The sequence below is a fragment of the Prescottella sp. R16 genome, assembly GCF_030656875.1.
GTDB lineage: Bacteria > Actinomycetota > Actinomycetes > Mycobacteriales > Mycobacteriaceae > Prescottella.
In genome coordinates, this window is sequence record NZ_CP130943.1 from 3471622 (window position 1) to 3490256 (window position 18635).

The window sequence follows — 18635 nt, forward strand, 5'->3', positions numbered from 1 at the left end:
GTGCGTGACCATTTCATTGGATCCGTCATCCACGGGGGGTGGCGGGCCGCTCGCAGCACCATCGCGAGCCTGCTGACAGAGGAGTCCTTTGATGCCTGTACCGAATCATCTTCCCGGCCCCAACGCCGATATCTGGGACTGGCAGATGCGAGGACTGTGTCGCGGTATGGATTCCGCCGTGTTCTTCCATCCGGACGGCGAACGGGGTCGGGCCCGCGCTGCGCGGGAGAACCGTGCCAAGGAAACCTGCCGCCAGTGCCCGGTCCTGGCCCAGTGCCGCAGCCACGCGCTGACGGTGTCCGAGCCGTACGGGATCTGGGGAGGGATGTCGGAGTCCGAGCGGGAGACGCTCACCCGCCAGTCCCGCCGCAGGGTCGCCTGATCCGGCACCCATACGAAAACGAGAGGACCCCCGGACTGTTCGTCCGGGGGTCCTCTCGTATGCGGTTGCTACCGGAAACGTCAGTGGGCGTGCCCGTGACCGTGTCCGGCGTCGTCGTCCTCGGCGGGCTTCTCGACGACGGCGCTCTCCGTGGTGAGCACCATGCGCGCGACGGATGCCGCGTTGACGACCGCGGAGCGGGTCACCTTGACCGGGTCGACGACACCGTCGGCGAGCAGGTCGCCGTAGGTGAGCGTCGCAGCGTTGAAGCCGTGACCCTTGGGCGCCTCGGCGACCTTGCTGACCACGACGGCACCGTCGAGGCCGGCGTTGGACGCGATCCAGAACAGCGGAGCCTCGAGCGCGGTACGCACGACCTCGACACCGGTGGCCTCGTCACCCGACAGCGACGCGGCCAGGTCGGTGAGGGCCTGCCCGGCCTGCACGATCGCGGAACCGCCACCCGGGACGATGCCCTCTTCGACGGCGGCCTTCGCTGCGTTGACGGCGTCCTCGACCCGGAACTTACGTTCCTTGAGGTCGGTCTCGGTGGCCGCGCCGACCTTGATGACGGCGACGCCGCCGGCCAGCTTCGCGAGGCGCTCCTCGAGCTTCTCCCGATCCCAGTCGGAGTCGGTGCGCTCGATCTCGCTCTTGAGCTGCGCGACGCGGGTCTCGATGTCGGCCTCGGTGCCGGCGCCGTCGACGATCGTCGTCTCGTCCTTGGTGACGACGACGCGGCGGGCGGTGCCGAGCAGATCCAGACCGGCCTCCTTGAGCGTGATGCCCATGTCGGCGGTGATGACGGTGCCCGCGGTGACGACGGCGAGGTCCTCGAGGAACGCCTTGCGGCGGTCACCGAAGAACGGCGCCTTGACGGCAACGGCCTTGATGGTCTTGCGGATCGAGTTCACCACGAGGGTCGAGAGCGATTCGCCCTCGATGTCCTCGGCGATGATCAGGACCGGCTTGCCCGACTCTGCGATCTTCTCGAGCAGCGGCAGGAAGTCGGGCAGCGAGCTGATCTTCTCGCGGTAGAGAAGAACGAGCGCATCTTCGAGGACGGCCTGCTGCGCGTCGATGTCGGTGATGAAGTAGGGCGACAGGAAGCCCTTGTCGAACTGCACGCCCTCGGTGACGACGAGTTCGGTGTGCAGCGTCGAGGACTCCTCGACCGTGACGACACCGTCGACGCCGACCCGGGTCATGGCCTCGCCGACCATCTCACCGATCTCCTCGTCGCGCGAGGAGACGGTCGCGACCTGCGCGATGGCGTTCTTGCCCTCGACCGGGGTGGCGGCGGCGAGCAGGGCCTCCGAGACGGCGTCGGCGGCCTTCGAGATGCCGGCGCCGAGCGCGATCGGGTTCGCGCCCGCGGCCACGTTCTTCAGGCCGGCCTTGACGAGGGCCTGCGCGAGCACGGTGGCGGTGGTGGTGCCGTCGCCCGCGACGTCGTTGGTCTTGGTGGCGACACTCTTGACGAGCTGCGCGCCGAGGTTCTCGAACGGATCCTCGAGCTCGATCTCGCGGGCGATGCTGACGCCGTCGTTGGTGACGGTGGGGCCACCGAACGCCTTGGCGAGCACGACGTGCCGGCCGCGCGGGCCGATGGTGACCTTGACCGCGTCGGCGAGCTGGTCGACGCCGCGCTCGAGCGCGCGCCGGGCCTTCTCGTTGAATTCGATCTGCTTGGACATATGTGCTGTTACTCCTGGAAGAGTCCGTGAACGCACGCCGCCCCGGGTCCGATGCGGAACTCCGGGGCGGGCGCGTAAGGCTTACTTGGCGACGACGGCCAGCACGTCGCGAGCCGACAGGATCAGGTACTCCTGGCCGGCGTACTTGATCTCGGTTCCGCCGTACTTGCTGTAGATGACGGTGTCGCCTTCCTGGACGTCCAGCGGAATGCGCTTCTCGCCGTCCTCGTCCCAGCGACCCGGTCCAACTGCGACGACGGTGCCCTCCTGGGGCTTCTCCTTCGCCGTGTCGGGAATGACCAGGCCGGAGGCAGTCGTCGTCTCGGCCTCGTTGGCCTGGACGAGGATCTTGTCCTCGAGCGGCTTGATGTTCACGCTCGCCACGATGAGCCCTCCACTTTCAGGGGTTTCGTTGGGCCCGAGGCTGTTCCCCGGACCACGATCAGTTAGTCACCACGGTGACTCCTCACGAGCCCCGTCGTCGCGGGTGCCGGGACTCGCTCAGCGTCGACTAGCACTCTATACATGCGAGTGCCAGCACTCAAGGGCAGAGCCCCGTGTCGCGCGGGCCGGATACGCTGCGTCGACTCGTCCGGTGGCAGAGGGGGTTCGATGAGGGGTGCGGTCACGTTCCGATGGCTCGCGACGGCGGTCGGGGCGGCCGGTCTCGTGTCCGGGGTCGTCGCGCTCGTCGCGTTTCGGTCCGGGGCCGCGACGAACGCGGTGATCGTGACGGCGTCGTTCGCACCGGCCCTGCTGGCGGTGACGGTGCTCGGTTTTCTCGTCACCGCGGCGGCCCGCCGCCGGCTGCTCGCCGGGGCGTCGGCGCTGGTGCTCGTGCTGGGCGGGTGGGCGTTGGGCCCGTTGTGGATCGGGGGTGCGACCGGCGTCGACGCCCCCGTGGACGGCCCGACGGTACGGGTGATGCAGTCCAATCTCATGGTGGGGTCGGCGGATCCGGACGCATTCGTGCGGACGGTGCGCGACCGGGACGTGGACGTGGTGACCGTCCAGGAGCTGACGGAGCCTGCGGTGGACGCACTGCGGGACGCCGGGCTCGAGGACGTGCTGCCGTACACGGTGCTCGAGCCACGGTCCGGCGGCAACGGCGGCGGCATCTACAGCCGGCTGCCGCTGTCGAACGGGCGACTCGTGGAGACGATGGCCCTGACGAACCTGGTGGTGGACGTCGACGCGGGCCTGCCCGAACCGGTGGTGCTCTACGACGTGCACCCGGTCCCCGCCTACGCGGCCCCGGCCGAGCACTGGACCGCGGACTTCGACGCGCTGCGCGCCGAACTCGACGCGGCGGCCGTCCGCGACAACGTGATCGTCAGCGGCGACTTCAACGCCACCTACACGCACCGCAAGTTCCGGGATCTGCGCAGCGGCGGCTACGTCGACGCCGCGGACCTCCTCGGGGCCGGAATCCTGCCGACGTATCCGACAGACAAGCGGTACCCGGCCGTCGTCGGCATCGACCACGTCCTCACCAAGGGTGCCCAGGCGACGTCGCTCGAACGAATCGACGTGGTGGGCTCCGATCACCACGGGCTGATCGCCGACGTGCAGTTGCAGGCATCCCGTCCGGATACGGAGTGACGCAACGATGTTCGACGCGATGTTCCCAGACCGGCTGACCTGGCAGTACATGCTGTCGGACAACGGCTTCGAGGTTCTCGACGACCCTGGATTCGACGCCCCACCGGCATGGGTGGATGCCGTCGCGTCGGTGGCTCGAGATCTGCGGTGCCTGCGTCACGGACGTGACGTCCGCGTCGACCGTCTGGTGTGGGAGTTCTCGATCACCACGGACTACGCGGTCCTCGTCGGATGGCAGAAAGGTGGTGGTCTCGGCGGATTCGGTATCGGCGAAAACATGCCGATGGACGCTGCATTTCCCGAGGCCGCCGCCTGGACGGCGGACATCGTGCAGACGGAGCTGGCCGGGTACGAGTTCGTGCAGTGGCCGTCACGTGGCCGACACCTGTTGATTCCGAAGGTCCTCGACGGTGTGCCCTCGTGGGCCGATCCGCACACCGGCACTGCCGTGGCCACAATCGGAGCACTCTGTTCCGGACGCCCCTCGAACTTGCCGTGAACGTGACACTTACACCTCATCTGTCACATACAGTGTGCGCGTGGGTGAACAGCAGACGAACGGAATGAATCGGCGCACCTTCTTCGGCGCGGCGGGGGTCGGGGCGCTGGGAATCGCGGGTCTCCCGCTCGTCGGGGGCCGGTCCTGGAGTCCGCTCGTGGGGCGGGCGCAGGCGGCGCCGCTGCCGGCGTCGATCGCGGGCACCACCCTCGAATCCGTCGCGGTCCCGCTCGGGTCGAGCGGCTACCGTCGACTCACCGCGGGCCCGGGGTGGCCGCTCGTCGTGCGGAACGATCTGGCGGAGGCCCGCTCCGGTCGCGAGGACCGGCGTACCGCGCTGGCCTCGGTGGTCCAGCTCACCGACGTCCACATGCTCGACGCCCAGTCACCGGTGCGCTTCGAGTACGTCCATCCTTTCCAGGGCGCCGCGCACCGGCCGCAGGAAACCATGACCGCGCAGGGCCTGATCTCCCTGATCCAGCGGGTGAACTCGCTCCGCAAGGGGCCGCACACCCAGCGCGACTTCGATGCGGTGATCACGACCGGCGACAACACCGACAACAAGGAGTTCGCCGAGCTCGGCTGGTTCCTCACCGCCTTCAACGGCGGCACCCTCACCCCGAACACCGGTGATCCCACCCGGTACGAGGGGGTGCAGAACTCCGGTGCCGGGCTGTACTGGAACCCGGAGTCCTCGATCCGGGACATCTACAAGCAGGCCGGATTCCCGGAGATCCCCGGCCTGCTCGAGGCGGCGCTCCGGCCCGTCACGAGCCCGGGCCTGAACACCAAGTGGTACTGCGTCTTCGGCAACCACGACGATTCCGTCGAGGGCACGCTCCCGAGCGGGATCCCGTTCCTCGAGCAGATGTACACGGGCGACAAGAAGTTCGAGGTGCCGGACTCGTCCGATCAGGCGGCACGCATCTCGAGCGCGCTCAGTTCCGATCCGACGGCGGTGCTCAATCTGCTGTCGGCGATCACCACCCCGCCGCGCACCGTCACCGCCGACGCGAGCCGGAAGCCGTTCACGCCGCGCGAGTTCATCGCCGCCCACCTCGATCCCGCCAACACCGGTCCCGGCCCGGTCGGACACGGGTTCGCCCCCGACGCCGACGAGAGCGGAATCGGTTACTACACCTTCGAGATCGCACCCGGCGTGATCGGGATCAGCATGGATTCGACCAACCGCGCCGGCCTCGTCGACGGCTCGCTCGGCGAGGAACAGTTCCGGTGGATCGAGCAGACGCTGCTGGCCGGCAGCAGCACGTACTACGACACGAACGGTGCCCGGATCGACCAGTCCCGCACCGACACCTACTTCGTGCTGTTCAGCCACCACACCAGCACGACGATGGCGAACGTTCTCCCCGACCCCGAGCGCCCGCTCGAGCCGCGGATCAAGGGCGCCCAGCTCGTCGACCTGCTGCACCGCTTCCCGAATGTCCTCGCCTGGATCAACGGCCACACCCACGAGAACCGGATCACGCCGCAGGTCGGGAAGACCCCCGAGCAAAGCTTCTGGGAGATCAACACCGCCTCGCACATCGACTTTCCGCAGCAGGGCCGGATCATCGAGGTCGTCGACAACAAGGACGGGACGGTGTCGCTGCTGACGACGCTCATCGAAGCCGACAGCCCGCACCAGGTCGGCTACGACGACTTCTCCCCCGCGGGTCTGGCCTCGATGTACCGGGAGTTCTCGTTCAACGACATCCACGCCGACCCCAAGCTGCTCGGTGAATCCGTCGACCACAACGTGGAGCTGGTGCTGGCGACGCTGCGCTGACCCCGTCAGTCGGGGGCGTCCCTGTGCCGGCGTGCCCGGCCCCATTTTCCTGCGGCGACGAGCAACCGGACACCGACCGCGAGCATCACGAGGTTGCCCACCATCATCGCGGTCGTGAGCAGCCGGGCCGCCTGGTCGGCTGCGGTGATGTCGCCGAAGCCGACGGTGGCGAACACCGTGACGGTGAAGTACAGCGCGTCGATACGGGTCAGCGATTGTGTGAACGCCGCCGGATCCGCCTGCCCGAGCACGAACACCGCGGTCGCCGAGCCCAGCAGGTAGGCCGGGACCGTCACCGCGAGCGCTTCGGCAGCACGCAGTCCCGGGACCGGTGACCGGAGGATGCGCCACACCTGCCACCCGCACAGCGCGACGACGAAGATCGCCCCGCCGACGAGGAACGCGACCGCACCCGCGTCGGCCAGTTCGCCCATCGGCAGCACGAAGTAGGCGAGCAACAGCAGGGAGACGGTCAGGAGCGGGCGCAGCAGTGCGCGGAGGAGCATGTGCCGGGACGCCCGGGGCCGCTCCGGGTCGTCGTGATCCGCCATCGCTGCCGCCTCCGTCCTCGCTCCCCGACCGCCGCACGTCTCGTCACCTGGGGCGACGACTCCCGACCGCGCGTCCGCCGACGATGTTCGGTAACGTTCGCATAACGACGCGGCCGGCGGGCGTGAATCCATCCAGTTTCCCACGCCGTCCGACGCCGGACCGGGAACGACCCGGCCGCCAGAAGGGGGTGAACCATGCGCAGCTCACTCGGAATCTCCACGGGAGCGTCCGGGGTGTGCGCAGCGCTCGTCACCACCGACGAGACGGGCACACAGTCGGTCGAGTACCGCACCATGTCCGCCGACCTGGGCACCCATTCGGACATCGGCGGTCTCGCCCTGTCTGCGATCGGCCTGATGACGACACAGGTCCCCGATTCCCGGGTCGAGCCCGAGTCGATCGCCGTCGCGTACCGCACCGACACCGAGGCCGCCGCGGTCCGTGCCGCCGCGAAGAACCAGCGGCGCGTCATCCGCCTCGTACCCGAGATCGACGCGACACTCGAATACCTGCGCGACACCGGTCTCGTGGACCGCTACGGGCACATCGCCCTCGCCGATCTCGGCGCATCCGGCCTGACCGTCACCGTCGTCGACCCGGCCGACGGAACGGTCTCGGTGCGCGAGCGCACCACCGGCATCGGCGGCGACACCGCGTCCGAGCACACCGTGAGCCGAATCGCTTCCCGTGCAGCAGCATTCGTTCGGTCGACCACCGAACGCAGCCTCCGTGCTCCCGAAGCCCTGGTGCTCGTCGGCGGCGGCGCGAACACCCCCGGTCTGGCTGCGGCCCTCGACGCGGCCGTCGGCACCGTGCCGGTCGTCACCGTCGACGAACCGGAGGCCGCGACCGCCAAGGGCGCCGCCCTGCTCGCAGGATCCACGGAACACCAGCACTTCCCGGCCGTCACCGGGAGCAGGTCCCGCATGTCCGCCGCCGTCATCGGCAGCCTGGCGATCGGCGCGCTGCTACTCGGGTACGGGGTCAAGGAGATGATCCCGAGCGTTCCCGAAAACTTTTCCCCTACCGGCAGTCTCGTCGACACCCCGGAGGTCGTGACCGAACTGCCGCCGCCCCCGCAGTCGCCGGGCCCGGAACCCGAACGAACGTACATTCCCACCGGGGACCCGTCGCCGACCTCGTCGTGGCAGCCACCGAACGGGCAATGGCCACCCACGACGTACCACTACCCGACCACGACGTACAGCTACCCGACCACGACCGAGCCGACCACCACCACACCGTCGACGGAACCGTCGACCACCACCACACCGTCCCCGACGGGGTCCACCGAGTCGCCGGCACCCTCGAGCACCACGAAGAATCCACTGCCCTGGATCCCCCCGAAGTGGCCCGAACTGCCCACGTGGCTCCCGGAAATGCCGCCGCACAACGGTTTCGCGACCCCGGATGCGCCGACACCCGAACCGGCGCCGCCGTCCGCGCCGACCGACACGACGCCGGGGGCAGAACCCGCCCCGGCGGACACCGGCTCCGCGGAGGTCAGGAAGAAACCTGACTCACCGACACCGGCAGTCCCGGATTCGTCGCCGCGGTGAGCTGCGACGGCTGAGCACCGCCCGCGATGAGGTGGGCACCGAGCGCCGCGATCATCACACCGTTGTCGGTGCACAGCCTCGGCCGCGGCACGCGGAGCGTAATTCCTGCTGCGGCGCACCGCTCTTCGGCGAGCGATCGGATCCGCGAGTTCGCGGTGGCACCGCCACCGAGGACGAGGGTGTCGACGCCCACGTCGCGGGCGGCGCGCACGGCCTTCATGGTGAGCACGTCCGCGACGGACTCCTGGAATCCGGCCGCGACATCCGCAACGGGAACCTCTTCCCCGGCACGCTGTTTCGCCTCGACGTACCGTGCGACCGCGGTCTTGAGGCCCGAGAACGAGAAATCGTGCCGGGCGTCGCGCGGCCCGGTCATGCCGCGCGGGAACACGATCGCGTCGCAGTCCCCCCGCTGCGCGAGCTTGTCCAGTGCGGGCCCGCCGGGGAATCCGAGACCCAGCAGGCGGGCGACCTTGTCGAACGCTTCACCGGCGGCGTCGTCGACCGTCGTGCCGAGTTCCACGATCGGCTTGCGTCCCAGTTCCTCGACGTGCAGCAGGTGCGTGTGCCCGCCCGAAACCAGCAGCGCGACGCACGGCGGCATCGGGCCGTGCTCGATGGTGTCGACCGCAACGTGTCCGCCGAGATGGTTGATCGCGTAGAACGGCACACCCCACGCTGCGGCGTACGCCTTGGCAGCGGCCACACCGACGAGCAGCGCGCCCGCGAGACCCGGTCCGATCGTGACGCAGACGGCGTCCGGGCGGTCGATACCGGCGGTGGCCAGGGCCCGTCGCATCGTCGGCACGATCGCCTCGAGATGTGCCCGCGACGCCACCTCGGGGACGACGCCGCCGTAGCGGGCGTGCTGGTCGACACTCGACGCCACCTCGTCGGCGAGCAGTTCGCAGCTGCCGTCGTCGAGCCGCCGGACGATACCGACACCGGTCTCGTCGCACGAACTCTCGATGCCCATCACGATCATGGCCGTCACTCCTTGCCTGGCGCCGGGCGACGCATCGTGAACGCGTCCGCGCCGCTCGGCTGGTAGTACCGCTTGCGGGTACCGACGATCTCGAATCCCTCACGCTCGTACAGGGCGATCGCAGGGGTGTTGTCGGTACGAACCTCGAGGAACACCGGTCCGCCCCAGCCGTCCGCGACCCGCAGCAGTTCGTCGAGCAGCGCCCCACCGATACCGCCGCGCTGCGCTGCCGGGTCGACGCCGATGGTGTGGACCTCGGACTCGGGCGTGATGCTCGTGCCGAGCAGGGCGACGCCCGCGTACCCGATCAGGGTGTCGGCGTCGTCGCGCGCAGTGAAGTAGCGGTTGTGGCCGCCGGCCAGTTCGGACCGGAACGCGTGCGCGCTCCACGGGTCGTCGCCGGGGAAGAGGACCTGCTCGAGGTCGGCGCAGCGGTCGGCGTCGGCGTCGGTCATCGCGACGATACGCACACTCATTTGCGGCGGTCCGCCAGTTCCACCGCGTCGGGGCGACGCAGGTACAGCGGCACCAGCGGCTCGGGTGCCGTCCCGGCCCGCAGCGCGGCCGCGGCCATCGTCACCAGCCCGGCCGGGGACGGCGTCTCCACCGGGCGTACCGGCAGGTCGAACATGTCCACGTGCGACGCCGATCCCGCGATCACCTCGGACGGTTCCGCGTCGAGGTCGGACGGCGCGATCACGCCCGGCCCCTCGACCCGTTCGGTGCCCGCATACCGCGCCCAGTACACCTCGCGGCGTCGGGCATCGGTGACCACCAGCAGGTTTCGTTCCCCGGCGACCGCGGTGACATCGGCGGCGATGGCGTCGAGACTGCACACCCCGTGCACGGGGACACCGAGGGCGTCACCGAACGCGGCCCCGGTCGCCATGCCCACCCGCAGGCCCGTGAACGGTCCCGGACCGACCCCGACGACGACCGCGTCGAGATCCGCCGGGGTGTACCCGGCCTCGGTGAGGCATTCGAGGATCTGTGGGGTGAGGACCTCCGCGTGCGCGCGGGCGTCGACCGTGATCCGGGTCGCGAGCGCGCGTGGGGCACCGGCTTCCGGGTCGAGATGCACGACACCCGCGGTGACCGCGGGCGTGGAGGTGTCGAGGGCAAGCACAAGCACGATGTACCAGGCTACTCGCCCGGACGTTACGGCGTGGACACCCACTCCCACGTCGCGGTGCGCACATCGGATTCGGGTTCGCGCCGCAGCCGCACCCGCAGGTGCCGGTCCGCCAGATGCTCGACGACACCCTCACCCCACTCGACGACGACCACCGCGCCCTCGAGGTCGGTGTCCAGGTCGAGGGCGTCGAGCTGATCGTGCAGGTCCACCGCACCGCCGCCCCCGGCCTCCCCGAGCCGGTACGCGTCGACGTGGACGAGCGAGACGGGGTCGCCGCCGTCCGGTCGGATACCGGGCCGGTGTTCGCGGGCGATGATGAACGTCGGCGACGTCACCCGCCCCTCCACACCGAGACCGGCCGCGATCCCGCGGGTCAGGGCCGTTTTGCCCGCGCCGAGCGGGCCGTCGAGCACGACGAGGTCCCCGGCGTCCAGGTGCTGTGCCAGCGTCCGGCCGAGGGCCTCGGTGTCCTCGGTGGTGGGCAGCGTCGCACTGCCGGATCCGGTACGTGTGTCAGCCGGCATCGGTCCGCTCCCGTTCGTCCACCGGCGCTGCACCTCCACGACTCGACACGGCGCGCCGGACCAGCCGGTCGATCGCATCGGAGGTTACCTGCGGGAACTCGAGCTCCACGAGATGGCCCGCATCGCGCACCCGGACCAGTTCGGAACGGTGCAGCGCCGTCGCGAGCGCCTTCGAACTCGGGAACGGGATGATCATGTCGGCGTCGCCGCACAGCACCAGCGCGGGCGTGTCCGCGAGGACCGACAGCGACTCGGACTCGTCGTGCAGTTCGAGGGTCTCGAGGAAGTTGACGATCGTGATCACCGAGACGTTGTTCAGCATGCCGTCGGAGAACTCGACGAGCCGCGGGCTCACCTCGGTGCCGTACGACGCGGCCCGCAGGATCGGCGAGATGATCGCCCGGGCGGCGCCGCGGGCCTGCTGCACGACGCCGGGCGCGGTGCGCACCGCGAGCCGGAACGCGTCGATCACCGGGTTGTTCAGGTTGCGGCCGAGACCCGACTTGTTCAGGCCGGCCGCGGTCGTCGACAGCAGTCCGACGCCGATCACCCGGTCCTCGAACAGCTCCGGGAACTGGCGGGCGGCCGCGAGGATCGTCATGCCGCCCATCGAATGCCCGACGAGCACCACCGGACCGGACGGGGCGACCGCGTCGACCACGGCCGCGAGATCGCGTCCCAGCTGGGCGATCGTGCTGCCCGACGGCGTCGACGCACCGGACCCGCCGTGGCCGCGCTGGTCGTAGAACACCAGCCGCGCCGTCTCGCCCCACCGCTGCGCGAGCTGCGTGCGCTGAAAGTGCCACGACTCCATCCGCAGGCAGTAGCCGTGCACGAAGATCACCGTCAGCGGGGCGTCGTCGTCCCCCACCTCCCGCACCAGCAGCGGCACCCCGTCCTCGGTGTCCACGATGCGGCTGCGGTCGCGGCTCATGAGTGTGAAGTCCTCGTCGCCGTAGATCTCCGGGCCGCGCCGCGTCGTCGCCGTCTTGACGGCGTTCAGCCCGGCGAGCGCCCCGATCGCCGCGACACCCGCCACTCCACCGAACAGGCCCAGCCTGTTCAGCAGGTTCACGAAGAGCCGCCCGGGCCTCCGACATACGTCCGGACCGTGCGGCCCCGCACCGACGTCACCACCTCGTAGTGAATGGTGCCGAGCGCGTCCGCCCACTCCTGCGCGTGCGGTACCCCCCGGCCCGGCTGCCCGTCACCGAAGAACACCGCGACGTCACCCTCGCGGACCCCGGCGCCGTCCGGGCCGAGATCGACGACGACCTGATCCATGCACACCCGGCCGATACCCGGACGACGGTCGTCACCGAGCCACACGTCGAAGCGGCCGCTCAGGGCCCGCGGCAGCCCGTCCGCGTAGCCGACCGGCAGCAACGCGACGACAGTGTCGCGGGGTGCCACCCAGGTGTGCCCGTACGAGACGCCCTCACCGGCGGCGACCTTCTTCACCAGCGCCACCCGCGACCGGAACGTCATCACCGGACGCAGTCCGAACGTGCCGGCCTCGGGCACCGGCGACAGCCCGTACAGCGCGATACCGGGGCGGACCATGTCGAACCGCAGGTCCGGACGGGTCAGGGTGGCCGCCGAGTTCGACAGGTGCACGGCGTCCGGGACCAGCCCGAGATGCTCGGCGTCGGCGACGGCCTCCACCAGCCGGTCCCGCTGTCGGTCGATCACCGGATGGTGTGGTTCGTCGGCGTGCGCGAGGTGCGAGAACACCCCTTTGAACCGGATCGCGCCCTCCGCCTCCGCGCGGGCCAGTTCCTTCAGGAAGTCCGGCCATTCCTCACGGGAGACACCGTTGCGGTTCAGGCCCGTGTCCACCTTGATCGTGACGGTCGCCGTCGTACCGGCCTGCCGGGCGGCGTCGACGACGGCCTGCAGGTGCCGCGGCGACGACAACCCCAGTTCGACACCCGCCGCGATCGCCGGCACATAGTCGGAGTCGGCGGTGTGCAACCACGACAGCACCGGCGCGGTGATGCCCGCGTTCTTCAGTTCCAGGCCCTCACCGAGGGTCGTGACCCCGAGTTCCCGCGCGCCCGCCGCCAGGACCGCACGTCCCACCGGGACCGCACCGTGGTTGTACGCGTCCGCCTTGACGACGGCCATGACCGCGGCGTCACCGGCATGCTCGCGGAGCACCCCGACGTTGTGCGCGACGGCATCGAGATCGATGACGGCCTCGGCCTGTGGATCCGTCTGCAGATCGGTGCGCGGTTCGGTATCGGACTCCTGTGCGGTGCTGCTCATGACCTTCGATCCTGCCACTCATCGCGACGAAACGGTCCCCGCGGGTGCGACGGGACCCGCTCACGATTCGGGCACGGGCGTCCGGAGTACCCGGATCGCCGCCCGCAGGTGTATCAGCAGCGTCGACGCCGAGATCGGGGCGAGACCGGCCGCGCCGACCTCGCCGGAACCCTCCCGGGCGCCCAGATTCGCGGCCAGCGCGTGCGCCCGCGTCCCCACCGCCGCCGCGACCGCGGGTTCGAGCCCGGTCGCCAGGAGCGCCCCGACGATCCCGGACAACACGTCCCCCGACCCGGCAGTGGCCGCCCACGAACTGCCCGCGTCGTTGACGAACACCCGCCCCGACGGGTCGGCGATCACCGTGGCCCGCCCCTTGAGCAGCACCGTGACTCCCCAGTCCGCGGCCAGCGCCCGCGTCGCCGCGACCCGGTCCGGGACCGGCGGGCCACCCGCGAGCCGCTCGAACTCCCCCGCGTGCGGGGTGAGCAGTGTGGGCGCCGTCCGCCCGCACACCAACCCCGGATCCCGGGCGAGCAGCGTCAACCCGTCCGCGTCGACGAGCACCGGCAGATCCGACGCCAGCACCGTGCGCAGTTCGTCGAGCGCCGCGTCGTCGGTGCCGATCCCGGGTCCGACGACCCACGCCTGCACCCGTCCCGCATCACCGGGCGACGAGGACGCCACCACCTCCGGCCAGTGCGCCAGCACCTCCGCCGCGCCGCGGCCCGCGTACCGGACCATGCCCGCCGTCGCGGTGACCGCCGCCCCGGCCGCGAGCACCGCGGCCCCCGGATAGCGGCGGCTGCCGGCGACGACACCCACGACACCCTGCGAGTACTTGTCGTCGGCGGCCGACGGCACCGGCCACGCTCGGCCCACGTCCGCCGGCTCCCACGCCGTCAGATCGGGGGCCGGGAGATCCAGCCCGATCGGAACGAGTTCGATGCGGCCGCACCGGTCCGCGGCCAGCACGTGCACCGGTTTGAGGGCGCCGAACGCGACCGTCACCGCCGCCGACACCGCGGGTCCGTCGACCGCCCCGGTGTCCGGGTCGACACCTGACGGCAGATCCACCGCGACGATCGGGGCGTCGATCCGGGCGACGAGCGCGGCCGCCGCGGGCCGCAGCGGACCGGTCCCGGAGATGCCGACGATGCCGTCGAGCACCAGGTCCGGGGCACCGAGATCCGCGGTCGGGTCGGTGCGGACGCGTCCACCCGCCCGCCGCAGCGCCGCCAGACCGGCCGCGTGCGCCCGCTCCGGATTCAACAGCACCGCGGTGACCGCAACACCACGGGACCGCAGCAGCGCCCCGGCCCACAGCGCGTCACCACCGTTGTCGCCCGACCCCACCAGCAGGCTCACCCGGCGCCCGGCCACACCACCGGTACGTGACCGCAGCTCGTCGGCCGTGACCCGGGCCAGCCCGTACGCGGCGCGGCGCATCAGCGTGCCGTCGGGCAGGGCCGCGAGCAGCGGCGCCTCGGCCGCCCGAACCTGTGCGGTCGAGTAGTAGTTCCGCATCGCTACCCGGTCGCCACCGGTCCGGAGATCATGAAGCGGGCGCCGAGCGGATCGGCGATCTGCGCCATCCGTCCGTACTCGGTGTCCCACGGCTCCGTCGGCACCTCGCCCCCGAGCTCCCGGACCCGCGCGACCGCCGCATCGGTGTCCTCGACCTGGACGAACATCTGCCAGTGCGACGGCACCTCCGCCGGCAACGTCCGGCTCGCGTCGTAGATGCCCGCGAGATCGTCACCGTCGAAACGTCCTGTCGAGTAACGGAATTCGTCGGTGTCACTCAGGGGAACGAGCGTCCAGCCGAACGCGTCCCGGTAGAACGGCAGGGCCGCGTCGTAGTCCTTGGTGACCAGTTCGAACCATGCCGGCGCCCCGGCCTCACCGACCGTCACGAATCCGGGATGCTCCCCCGGCTGCCACGCGCCGATCACACCGCCGGAGGCGTCGAGGAACATCGCCATCCGTCCGGCGTCCGGCACGGTCATCGGTTCCATCAGCACGTTGCCGCCCGCGGCCGCGACCGACCGGGCGGTCGCGTCGACGTCGGGAGTGGCCAGGTAGGTGGTCCACACGTTCACGTACGGGTTCCCCGGCTGCGCCGGCATCATGCCCGCGACCGGCGCACCGGAGGTGGAGAACATCACGTAGCCGCCGTACTCCGGGCCGCTCGTCTCGTGCGTCCAGCCGAACAGGGCATCGTAGAAGGTGGCGGCCCGATCGACGTCGGACGTCTGCAGATCGATCCAACAGGGGGCGCCGGCGGGCGCGGTTCCACGGGTGGGCATGACAACTCCTCGCTCGGTTTCACGGCTCGGTCTCACGCTGCGACGGTGCCGAAGGGCACCCGTGCTCAGACTACGCTGAAACCCATGAAGACGAAGGTGTGCGCATTGATCGCCGGAATCGCTTTGGCCACAACCCTTTCCGGATGCAGCTCCGACACGGGCAACGATGCCCCGGCCGATGCGGGTGACGGCCTCACCGTGACCGTGAAGAACATGACGTACTCGCCGTCCTCGATCACCGTCTCCGTCGGCGACACCGTGACCTGGGTGTTCGACGACCGCGGCACCCCGCACGACGTCGTCGGACTCGGCGACGCGAAGTCGGTGCTGCGCAGCCCACTGCTGCAGACCGGCACCTGGACGTTCACGTTCACGCAGCCGGGCACCTACAACTACACGTGCTCGCTGCACCCGGACATGCTCGGAGCGGTCGTGGTGGTGTGACCCCCACGACCGCTCCGGGTCGTCGACCTATTCGACGGTGACGGACTTCGCCAGGTTCCGCGGCTTGTCGACATCGAGGCCGCGGGCCTGCGCGACCTCGGCCGCGAACACCTGCAGCGGCACCGTCGACAGCAGCGGCTGCAGCAGCGTCGGCGCCGCCGGGATCTCGATGAGATGGTCGGCGTGCGCCCGCACCGCCTCGTCACCCTCCTCGGCGATCACGATCGTCGTCGCACCACGCGCCTTGATCTCCTGAATGTTCGAGACCAGCTTCGAGTGCAGCACCGCCCGCCCCTTCGGCGACGGCATCACCACGATGACCGGCAGACCTTCCTGGATCAGCGCGATCGGACCGTGCTTGAGCTCGCCGGCCGCGAACCCCTCGGCGTGCATGTACGCGAGCTCCTTGAGCTTGAGCGCACCCTCGAGCGCCACCGGGTAACCGACGTGGCGTCCCAGGAACAGCACCGCCGGGGCCTGCGCGAACGTCCGCGCCAGCTCCCGCACCGACTCCACCTTCTCGAGCACCCGCGACACCAGATCCGGCATCGCGGCCAGGTCGGCGTACTCGCGCGCGACCTCGTCGGGGTACTTGGTACCCCGCGCCTGCGCCAACGCCAGTCCCACCAGGTAGTTCGCGGTCACCTGGGCGAGGAAGGCCTTGGTCGAGGCGACGGCGATCTCCGGACCGGCCCGCGTGTACAGGACGGCGTCGGCCTCCCGCGGGATCTGCGCACCGTTGGTGTTGCAGATCGCGAGGACCCGCGCCTTCTGATCCTTGGCGTGTTTGACGGCCTCGAGCGTGTCCGCGGTCTCCCCGGACTGCGAGATCGCGACGACGAGCGTCGACCGGTCCAGCACCGGGTCCCGGTACCGGAACTCGCTGGCCAGCTCCACCTCGACGGGCAGCCGCGTCCAGTGCTCGATCGCGTACTTGGCGAGCAGACCCGAATGGTAGGCGCTGCCGCACGCGACGACGAACACCTTGTCGACGTCGCGCAGCTCCTGCTCGGACAGCCGCTGCTCGTCGAGGACGATGCGCTGGTCGACGAAGTGACCGCGCAGGGTGTCCGAGACTGCGCTGGGCTGTTCCTGGATCTCCTTGAGCATGAAGTAGTCGTGACCGCCCTTCTCGGCGGCCTGCAGATCCCAGTCGATCGTGAAGGGCCGGGTCTCGACGTCCGTGTTCCCGAAGAAGTCGGACACCGTGTAGCCGTCCGCGGTGAGAACCACGACCTGGTCCTGACCCAGTTCGACCGCGTCCCGGGTGTGCTCGATGAACGCCGCCACATCCGAGCCGACGAACATCTCGCCGTCACCGACACCGACGACGAGCGGCGTCGACCGGCGCGCCGCGACGATCGTGTCCGGGTCACCGGCGTGCGTGAACACCAGCGTGAACGCGCCCTCGAGCCGGCGCAGCACCGCCAGCACGCTCTCCACGAAGTCGCCCTTCGTGGCGCCCTCCCGGTATGCGCGGGCCACCAGATGTACCGCGACCTCGGAGTCCGTGTCGCTGGCCAGTTCCACATCGGCGGCCTCGAGCTCGGCGCGCAGCGGCGCGAAGTTCTCGATGATGCCGTTGTGCACGACCGCGAACTCACCGCTCGCGTCCCGGTGCGGGTGCGCGTTGCGGTCCGTCGGCTTGCCGTGCGTCGCCCACCGCGTGTGCCCCATGCCGGTGGTGCCGGCGAACGTGTCGCGGCCGACCTCGTCGAGCCGGGCCTGCAGGTTCGACAGGCGACCGGCCTTCTTCTCGGTTTCGAGATTGCCCGCACCGTCCACGATGGCGATTCCTGCGGAGTCGTAGCCGCGGTATTCCATCCGCTGCAACGCCTCGACCACGACCCCGAGGGCCTGGCGGTGGCCCACGTAACCAACGATTCCGCACATGGTTCACCAGCGTACTTGGACGACCGGGCGGAGCGAACTCGGTCACCCATCGGATAACGTCACCGACGTGGCGCAGACACCGAAGTCCCTGGTTTCCAAGCTGTCCAAGCGTGGCCCGCACCGCGTGCTGCGTGGAGACCTCGCGCTCGCCGGGCAGCCCGGCGTCGTCTACACCCCGGCCGAAGGCTTCAACCTGCCGGCGGTCGCGTTCGCGCACGACTGGACGGCCGGCGCCGGCAACTATGCGGGCACCCTGGAACACCTCGCGTCGTGGGGCATCGTCGCAGCGGCTCCCGGCACCGAACGCGGGCCCGTCCCCTCGCACCTCGGCCTGGCCGCGGACCTCGACACCACCCTCGACATCTGCACCGGCGTGCGCCTCGGCACCGGCCGGATCAGCGTCCACCCCGAGCGGCTCGCGGTCGCCGGACACGGTATGGGCGGTGGGGTCGCCGTCCTCGCCGCCGCACAGCAGCAGCGGGTGCGGGCCGTCGCCGCGCTGTTCCCGGCACCGACCGCGCCGTCCGCCGTCGACGCCGCCGCCCGCGTGAACGTTCCCGGGCTGATCGTCGCGGGCGCCCGTGACGTCGACTCCCTCGGCAGCGACGCCGTCGCACTCGACGAGGCGTGGCGGGCCGAGCACGTGCTGCGGGTCGTGGACAAGGCGTCCCGGGCCGGACTCGTCGAGGGTCGCCGGGTCCTCGCGTTCCTCGGTGCGGGCGGGCCCGAGCGACGCACCCAGCACGTCACCCGCGCCCTGCTCACCGGTTTCCTGCTGCACCACCTCACGGGCGACAAGACCTACGCCGCGTTCGCCGACGCCGACACCCGGTTCCCCGGCACCGTCGTCCGTGCGGCGGACGACACCGACGAGTCCGGCACTCCCGACGCCGCCGAGCACGCCGGTCTGATGGCCGGCCGGCTGCTGAGCCGCTGACGGCCGGCGAACCGCCGCTGCGGGCTGTTGCTGCGTTCCGCTCTCGGGCGATGCCGCAGTAAC

General features: G+C 70.4%; 19 protein-coding genes. 7 read left to right on the plus strand and 12 right to left on the minus strand.

Translation table 11 applies throughout. The annotated features are described in order from the left end of the window. The first annotated feature begins 91 nt into the window (after nucleotides 1-91). Nucleotides 92-382, plus strand: a complete 291-nt coding sequence (locus Q5696_RS16280; RefSeq protein ID WP_305092315.1) for a WhiB family transcriptional regulator — start codon at nucleotides 92-94, stop codon at nucleotides 380-382. An 80-nt stretch (nucleotides 383-462) separates the two neighbouring features. On the opposite strand, the gene groL is transcribed toward Q5696_RS16280, so the two are convergent. Continuing rightward, nucleotides 463-2079, minus strand: coding sequence for a chaperonin GroEL (gene groL / locus Q5696_RS16285; protein ID WP_305092316.1), 1617 nt, complete (start codon nucleotides 2077-2079; stop codon nucleotides 463-465). An 81-nt stretch (nucleotides 2080-2160) separates the two neighbouring features. Then, nucleotides 2161-2463 (minus strand): co-chaperone GroES, encoded by a 303-nt coding sequence (gene groES / locus Q5696_RS16290; protein WP_005518479.1) that lies wholly within the window; start codon nucleotides 2461-2463, stop codon nucleotides 2161-2163. Between the two features lie 228 nt (nucleotides 2464-2691). Here groES and Q5696_RS16295 point away from each other — a divergent pair, with 228 nt between their 5' ends. The 3 genes from Q5696_RS16295 to Q5696_RS16305 all read left to right on the plus strand — a co-directional run bounded on the left by Q5696_RS16295 (nucleotide 2692) and on the right by Q5696_RS16305 (nucleotide 5969). Beyond that, nucleotides 2692-3681 carry an endonuclease/exonuclease/phosphatase family protein gene (locus Q5696_RS16295; protein ID WP_305092317.1) on the plus strand — a complete coding sequence of 330 codons (990 nt, stop codon included), beginning with the start codon at nucleotides 2692-2694 and terminating at the stop codon, nucleotides 3679-3681. Between the two features lie 7 nt (nucleotides 3682-3688). Continuing rightward, nucleotides 3689-4180 (plus strand): hypothetical protein, encoded by a 492-nt coding sequence (locus Q5696_RS16300; RefSeq protein WP_305092318.1) that lies wholly within the window; start codon nucleotides 3689-3691, stop codon nucleotides 4178-4180. 64 nt (nucleotides 4181-4244) lie between these two features. Next, nucleotides 4245-5969, plus strand: a complete 1725-nt coding sequence (locus Q5696_RS16305) for a TIGR03767 family metallophosphoesterase (protein WP_305095339.1) — start codon at nucleotides 4245-4247, stop codon at nucleotides 5967-5969. A 5-nt stretch (nucleotides 5970-5974) separates the two neighbouring features. Here Q5696_RS16305 and Q5696_RS16310 read toward each other — a convergent pair whose 3' ends face one another. Continuing rightward, nucleotides 5975-6520, minus strand: a complete 546-nt coding sequence (locus tag Q5696_RS16310) for a potassium channel family protein (protein WP_305092319.1) — start codon at nucleotides 6518-6520, stop codon at nucleotides 5975-5977. A gap of 195 nt (nucleotides 6521-6715) precedes the next feature. On the opposite strand from Q5696_RS16310, the gene Q5696_RS16315 reads away from it, so the two are divergent. Continuing rightward, complete coding sequence (locus tag Q5696_RS16315; RefSeq protein WP_305092320.1) at nucleotides 6716-8080, plus strand: DUF7159 family protein; 1365 nt, start codon at nucleotides 6716-6718, stop codon at nucleotides 8078-8080. Here Q5696_RS16315 and tsaD read toward each other — a convergent pair. The 8 genes from tsaD to Q5696_RS16355 are packed head-to-tail and all read right to left on the minus strand — an operon-like array spanning nucleotide 8025 to nucleotide 15298. Then, complete coding sequence (gene tsaD, locus Q5696_RS16320) at nucleotides 8025-9065, minus strand: tRNA (adenosine(37)-N6)-threonylcarbamoyltransferase complex transferase subunit TsaD (RefSeq protein WP_305092321.1); 1041 nt, start codon at nucleotides 9063-9065, stop codon at nucleotides 8025-8027. The genes Q5696_RS16315 and tsaD overlap by 56 nt on opposite strands. A 5-nt stretch (nucleotides 9066-9070) precedes the next feature. Continuing rightward, nucleotides 9071-9541, minus strand: coding sequence for a ribosomal protein S18-alanine N-acetyltransferase (rimI, locus tag Q5696_RS16325; protein ID WP_305092322.1), 471 nt, complete (start codon nucleotides 9539-9541; stop codon nucleotides 9071-9073). Next, nucleotides 9538-10197 carry a tRNA (adenosine(37)-N6)-threonylcarbamoyltransferase complex dimerization subunit type 1 TsaB gene (tsaB, locus tag Q5696_RS16330; protein ID WP_305092323.1) on the minus strand — a complete coding sequence of 220 codons (660 nt, stop codon included), beginning with the start codon at nucleotides 10195-10197 and terminating at the stop codon, nucleotides 9538-9540. Before tsaB ends, rimI begins: the two co-directional genes overlap by 4 nt. Nucleotides 10198-10223: 26 nt before the next feature. Beyond that, on the minus strand, nucleotides 10224-10724 hold the full coding sequence (tsaE, locus tag Q5696_RS16335) for a tRNA (adenosine(37)-N6)-threonylcarbamoyltransferase complex ATPase subunit type 1 TsaE (protein WP_305092324.1): 501 nt from the start codon (nucleotides 10722-10724) through the stop codon (nucleotides 10224-10226). Further along, nucleotides 10714-11799 carry an alpha/beta fold hydrolase gene (locus Q5696_RS16340; RefSeq protein WP_305092325.1) on the minus strand — a complete coding sequence of 362 codons (1086 nt, stop codon included), beginning with the start codon at nucleotides 11797-11799 and terminating at the stop codon, nucleotides 10714-10716. The genes tsaE and Q5696_RS16340 overlap by 11 nt, the downstream gene beginning before the upstream one ends. Next, on the minus strand, nucleotides 11796-12992 hold the full coding sequence (gene alr / locus Q5696_RS16345) for an alanine racemase (protein ID WP_305092326.1): 1197 nt from the start codon (nucleotides 12990-12992) through the stop codon (nucleotides 11796-11798). The genes Q5696_RS16340 and alr overlap by 4 nt, the downstream gene beginning before the upstream one ends. A 60-nt stretch (nucleotides 12993-13052) precedes the next feature. Next, entirely contained in the window at nucleotides 13053-14516 is a 1464-nt protein-coding gene (locus Q5696_RS16350) for an NAD(P)H-hydrate dehydratase (protein WP_305092327.1), read from the minus strand. A 2-nt stretch (nucleotides 14517-14518) separates the two neighbouring features. Next, nucleotides 14519-15298: a VOC family protein gene (locus tag Q5696_RS16355; protein WP_305092328.1), complete on the minus strand. Its 780-nt coding sequence runs from the start codon at nucleotides 15296-15298 to the stop codon at nucleotides 14519-14521. Nucleotides 15299-15382: 84 nt separating this feature from the next. Here Q5696_RS16355 and Q5696_RS16360 point away from each other — a divergent pair, with 84 nt between their 5' ends. Further along, the gene (locus Q5696_RS16360; RefSeq protein WP_305092329.1) at nucleotides 15383-15742 is read left to right on the plus strand and encodes a cupredoxin domain-containing protein; all 360 of its coding nucleotides are present in this window, start codon (nucleotides 15383-15385) and stop codon (nucleotides 15740-15742) included. A gap of 27 nt (nucleotides 15743-15769) precedes the next feature. On the opposite strand, the gene glmS is transcribed toward Q5696_RS16360, so the two are convergent. Beyond that, nucleotides 15770-17635, minus strand: coding sequence for a glutamine--fructose-6-phosphate transaminase (isomerizing) (gene glmS, locus Q5696_RS16365; protein ID WP_305092330.1), 1866 nt, complete (start codon nucleotides 17633-17635; stop codon nucleotides 15770-15772). Nucleotides 17636-17702: 67 nt separating this feature from the next. On the opposite strand from glmS, the gene Q5696_RS16370 reads away from it, so the two are divergent. Then, on the plus strand, nucleotides 17703-18572 hold the full coding sequence (locus tag Q5696_RS16370; RefSeq protein WP_305092331.1) for a dienelactone hydrolase family protein: 870 nt from the start codon (nucleotides 17703-17705) through the stop codon (nucleotides 18570-18572). Nucleotides 18573-18635: the final 63 nt, after the last annotated feature.

Excerpts from the sequence above, each read along its gene's own strand:
- Q5696_RS16280 (WP_305092315.1), top strand. The coding sequence starts at position 92 with ATGCCTGTACCGAATCATCTTCCCGGCCCCAACGCCGATATCTGGGAC.
- groL (WP_305092316.1), bottom strand. The coding sequence starts at position 2,079 with ATGTCCAAGCAGATCGAATTCAACGAGAAGGCCCGGCGCGCGCTCGAG.
- Q5696_RS16295 (WP_305092317.1), top strand. The coding sequence starts at position 2,692 with ATGAGGGGTGCGGTCACGTTCCGATGGCTCGCGACGGCGGTCGGGGCG.
- Q5696_RS16300 (WP_305092318.1), top strand. The coding sequence starts at position 3,689 with ATGTTCGACGCGATGTTCCCAGACCGGCTGACCTGGCAGTACATGCTG.
- Q5696_RS16305 (WP_305095339.1), top strand. The coding sequence starts at position 4,245 with ATGAATCGGCGCACCTTCTTCGGCGCGGCGGGGGTCGGGGCGCTGGGA.
- Q5696_RS16310 (WP_305092319.1), bottom strand. The coding sequence starts at position 6,520 with ATGGCGGATCACGACGACCCGGAGCGGCCCCGGGCGTCCCGGCACATG.
- Q5696_RS16315 (WP_305092320.1), top strand. The coding sequence starts at position 6,716 with ATGCGCAGCTCACTCGGAATCTCCACGGGAGCGTCCGGGGTGTGCGCA.
- tsaD (WP_305092321.1), bottom strand. The coding sequence starts at position 9,065 with ATGATCGTGATGGGCATCGAGAGTTCGTGCGACGAGACCGGTGTCGGT.
- rimI (WP_305092322.1), bottom strand. The coding sequence starts at position 9,541 with ATGAGTGTGCGTATCGTCGCGATGACCGACGCCGACGCCGACCGCTGC.
- tsaE (WP_305092324.1), bottom strand. The coding sequence starts at position 10,724 with ATGCCGGCTGACACACGTACCGGATCCGGCAGTGCGACGCTGCCCACC.
- alr (WP_305092326.1), bottom strand. The coding sequence starts at position 12,992 with ATGAGCAGCACCGCACAGGAGTCCGATACCGAACCGCGCACCGATCTG.
- Q5696_RS16350 (WP_305092327.1), bottom strand. The coding sequence starts at position 14,516 with ATGCGGAACTACTACTCGACCGCACAGGTTCGGGCGGCCGAGGCGCCG.
- Q5696_RS16355 (WP_305092328.1), bottom strand. The coding sequence starts at position 15,298 with ATGCCCACCCGTGGAACCGCGCCCGCCGGCGCCCCCTGTTGGATCGAT.
- Q5696_RS16360 (WP_305092329.1), top strand. The coding sequence starts at position 15,383 with ATGAAGACGAAGGTGTGCGCATTGATCGCCGGAATCGCTTTGGCCACA.
- glmS (WP_305092330.1), bottom strand. The coding sequence starts at position 17,635 with ATGTGCGGAATCGTTGGTTACGTGGGCCACCGCCAGGCCCTCGGGGTC.